Consider the following 3,714-nt stretch of genomic DNA (forward strand, 5'->3'; position numbering starts at 1 on the left):
ATCGTTTGGCGCAACTTTATAAAGAAACGGATAAACCCCTGAAGCGACGCTTTTGGTTAGCTAAACAAATGAAGAAGGTCGATAGCTTGGGTGATGCTGCAGATGACCGTATGCGCTTCTTGGCGGCAGGTGCTGCGAGTGTTTTGGCTAATGATGCCTTTATTCAGTACAAACGAATCAAGTTAAAACTACCTCTAAACGAAACCATGATTAAAAAAACCAAAGCTTTGGAAAAAGCTATGAAAGCCTATCAAAAGACGGCGAGTTATGGTGTCTCTCAGTTCTCAACCGAAGCTGGATATCGCATGGCTGATATTTATGCTCAGCTTAGTCGCGACTTAATGGATTCTGATCGCCCTACAGGCCTGAACGAGCTGGAGCTAGAGCAGTACGAAATTCTTCTTGAAGAACAAGCTTATCCCTTTGAAGACAGTGCTATTGAAATTCATGAACAGAACTCCAGTAGGTCTTGGATTGGTATCTACGATGACTGGGTTCAGAATAGTTTTGATGCCTTAAAAGAATTGCTACCAGGGCGTTACGATAAGCCTGAATTAAAGAGCGAGATCATCTATGACTTGTATTAAGGGTCTATTCATCTGTTTGAGGCAATCAATGTCATGTTTTTTGATGGTTTGTCTGTGCCTTATCTTGAGTGCCTGTGCAACAAAAGGAAAAATAGATAAGGAATCAATCGCCGCTGAAGATTCGCGACAAGCATTAGTTTCACAATATCAAGACGCTGTTGAAACGATGAAGTCACTAGAGAGTTCATCGGACCAAGCGATGGCTGCCGGGGTATTCAAAGGTAACGATGAGCTTGAAGATAGCTTTCATACTCTGGCAGAAATACATCAGCAAAACCCCTGGTACCCTGGGCCTCTCTTGAACCTTGGCATTAGTAGCTGGTGGTTGGGAAATGTAGAAGAGGCTGAGTCATACTTATCGAAAGTGCTCGCTCTGAAGGACTCGCTTGGGCAGGAGAACAAACAAAAGGCTGATAACAAGGCGTCGATAGATCTGCCTACAGACAAGCGGGCTGAGATTTTGGATAACTTGGCAAAGTTTACTGGCCCGGCACTCAACTATCTCGGTCAAATTATGCGGGAGAAAGGCGATTTCGATCAGGCGGAGAGCTATTATCGCCAGGCTTTGGATCAGAACCCTGAAGATATAACAGCCATTAGAAACTTGGGTATCTTGTTGGATTTATATCGTGGGCAGTTTGCGGACGCTTTGCCTTTATACGAGCAATATCAGTCTTTACTTGATGAGCCAGACCCTCAGGTAAAAGACTGGATCTTTGATATCAAAAATAGACAATAAGGAGTTGTAGGATATGAAATTAACTCAATGTTTAATGCTACTGACTTGTCTTATTTTAACGCAAGTTGTGGCGGCAGAAGGAACTGTGATCGCAATCGAAGGGGCGACTATTCGAGGGAACCAAGAGCTTCCTACCGTTTTGTATTTGGTTCCTTGGCAGCCAGCAAAGGTTTACTCTCTTGATGAACCTGAGCAGACCTTGGCATCGTCACGTCCTATTCAGCCGCTTGACCGGGCCAGCTTTCTGAGAATGCAAAGTTACCATGAAGCCTTCAGCAAACAGAATGTAAAAGCGACTACTGTGCCCGCAATACCAAAGTAGGATTCATCACTTAGACAGGTTCTTGTAAGCTAAAAGAAGGTATATTGGCCTATATGGCGTCAAACTATGACAGGAGTCACACAAAGTATGTGCATGGAAGAACATGAACACAATTCGCAACAAATCCTTTCGTGATCTAACCGTCTTTTCTCTCTTTTCAATCTACAATTTTCACAATTGTTTGCAATCGTCAGCGAAGTGCACTTGATGATTGTATAAATTTTAAATGGCCTACAAGGCATAAAGCAAAGAAAACCCCCAGGAGTAAATTGTTATGATCGAGACAATAATTCGATTTTTTCAGGAAGGCGGATTCTTCATGTATCCGATTTCAATCATTTTGGTAGTTGGTTTGGTGATTGCAATTGAACGCTATGTTTACCTGAGTGTCGCTAAGCGTAATAACCGCCAGGACTTTAATAAGCTTCACCGTATGATTAGCGGGAAGGACTTTAAGTCGGCTGTAAAGTTTGCTTCTTCGTCTAAGACCGCCATGTCGAATATGATCGGTGCGGGTCTGGTTCGATTAGGCCGCAGACAGCCACGTGAAGAAATTGAATATGCGATGGAAGAAGGCTTGCTGGAAACGATGCCGCGTTTAGAAAAACGTACGCAATATCTAGCGACTTTAGCTAACGTTTCAACCTTGCTCGGCTTGTTGGGCACGATCATTGGTTTGATCGCTGCATTTACAGCGGTTGCCTCGGCCGATCCTGCACAAAAAGCTAGCTTGCTATCACAAAGTATTTCAGTAGCGATGAACACGACTGCATTCGGTTTGATTGCGGCGATTCCTTTATTACTCGTTCACTCAGTACTTCAAACAAAGACTAACGAGATTGTCGATAGTTTTGAAATGGCGGGCATTAAAGTGATGAACTTATTAAGTGACCGATCAGCTTCGGTTCCAGCACCTGCTAAGGCTACACAGTCGCCAAGTGCTGACTCAGGGCTTAATGCGGCAGCCGCTGTTTAGTTGGTCTTTGTAAACCAACTTTATTGATCAATCCTTAGCGAAATAGGCAGACTCGACTATGAAACGCAAACATCGACGCTTACGAAGTGAAGCAGATCTGGATATCACGGCATTTATGAATTTAATGATCGTGCTTGTACCAATCTTGCTGATCAATATGATCTTTGCTCATACGAGTGTACTTGAGTTGAACTTTCCAACTCAAGACCAAAGCTCAGCTCAGGATGATGAGTCATTGCAGTTACAGGTAATGATTCTGGAAGATAAGTTGGTGGTTGCCGACAATAAAGGCGGTGTGATTAAGCAAATAGATAGTTTAAAGCGGAATTCAGTTGCAAATAATAGCTCTGACAACGCGGCCGTAAGTACTGGGGCTTACGACTTTGCGATGTTAGGGCAAGTGATGCAGGAGCTGAAATCGCGTATTCCGGAAAAGAAAGATATTACTGTCATGGCACGAAAAGACACTTCCTATCAGACCTTGGTGTCTGTGATGGATAAGGTGCGATCTTACCGTACCGTTGTTGCGGGAAGTGTAGTGAATGCCGAGTTATTCCCGGAAGTGTCGATAGCCGATGCGCCGGAAGTTGTTGATGCAAACGAAAGTGTTGCGGATGCCAAGACCGAATTAACTGATGGGAAGGTTAGATCATGAAAACATCAGCAAAAGCCAAGCGTATCCAGCGTCACCAACGCCGTAGTAAGAATCAGGGTAAGTTAAACCTGGTATCCTTGATGGACATCTTTACGATTCTTGTGTTTTTCTTGATGGTAAATTCCTCAAGTGATGTACAAGTATTGAACCAGAACAATATGGTCAAGCTTCCGGTTTCTAATGCTGATCAAATGCCAAAAGATGCGCTGGCATTAGCCGTGACTCACGACGATATTCTTGTCGGTGGCCGAGCGATCGTTAAAGTCGCCGAGCTTCGTGAATTTCAAGGAGAGGTAGAACCTCTGCTTAAGGCTGAGTTAGACTATCAGGCTTCAAAGTCTAACAGCGCAGTCGCGCCAGAAGGGCGTCCAATCACTATCGTTGCCGATCGAGAGTTGCCATATGAGCTGTTAAAGAAAATTATGACAACCTGTG

Annotated in this window: 5 protein-coding genes and 1 pseudogene; all 6 read left to right on the plus strand. The window is 43.9% G+C overall.

The window, feature by feature from the left end:
* Positions 1-587 (plus strand): annotated as a pseudogene (locus A3735_RS30500) (hypothetical protein); the annotation flags it as partial.
* A gap of 28 nt (positions 588-615) precedes the next feature.
* Positions 616-1,326: a tetratricopeptide repeat protein gene (locus A3735_RS07870; protein WP_068553962.1), complete on the plus strand. Its 711-nt coding sequence runs from the start codon at positions 616-618 to the stop codon at positions 1,324-1,326.
* A gap of 13 nt (positions 1,327-1,339) precedes the next feature.
* Positions 1,340-1,648: a hypothetical protein gene (locus A3735_RS07875; RefSeq protein ID WP_068553964.1), complete on the plus strand. Its 309-nt coding sequence runs from the start codon at positions 1,340-1,342 to the stop codon at positions 1,646-1,648.
* 274 nt (positions 1,649-1,922) lie between these two features.
* A complete protein-coding gene (locus tag A3735_RS07880; protein WP_068511508.1) occupies positions 1,923-2,624 on the plus strand; it encodes a MotA/TolQ/ExbB proton channel family protein in 702 nt (233 codons plus the stop codon).
* Between the two features lie 58 nt (positions 2,625-2,682).
* Complete coding sequence (locus A3735_RS07885; protein WP_068553966.1) at positions 2,683-3,279, plus strand: biopolymer transporter ExbD; 597 nt, start codon at positions 2,683-2,685, stop codon at positions 3,277-3,279.
* On the plus strand, positions 3,276-3,714 hold a 439-nt coding region (locus tag A3735_RS07890), incomplete at its 3' end, for a biopolymer transporter ExbD (protein ID WP_068637876.1). The genes A3735_RS07885 and A3735_RS07890, both read left to right, overlap by 4 nt.

It is taken from the genome of Oleiphilus sp. HI0061, assembly GCF_001635675.1.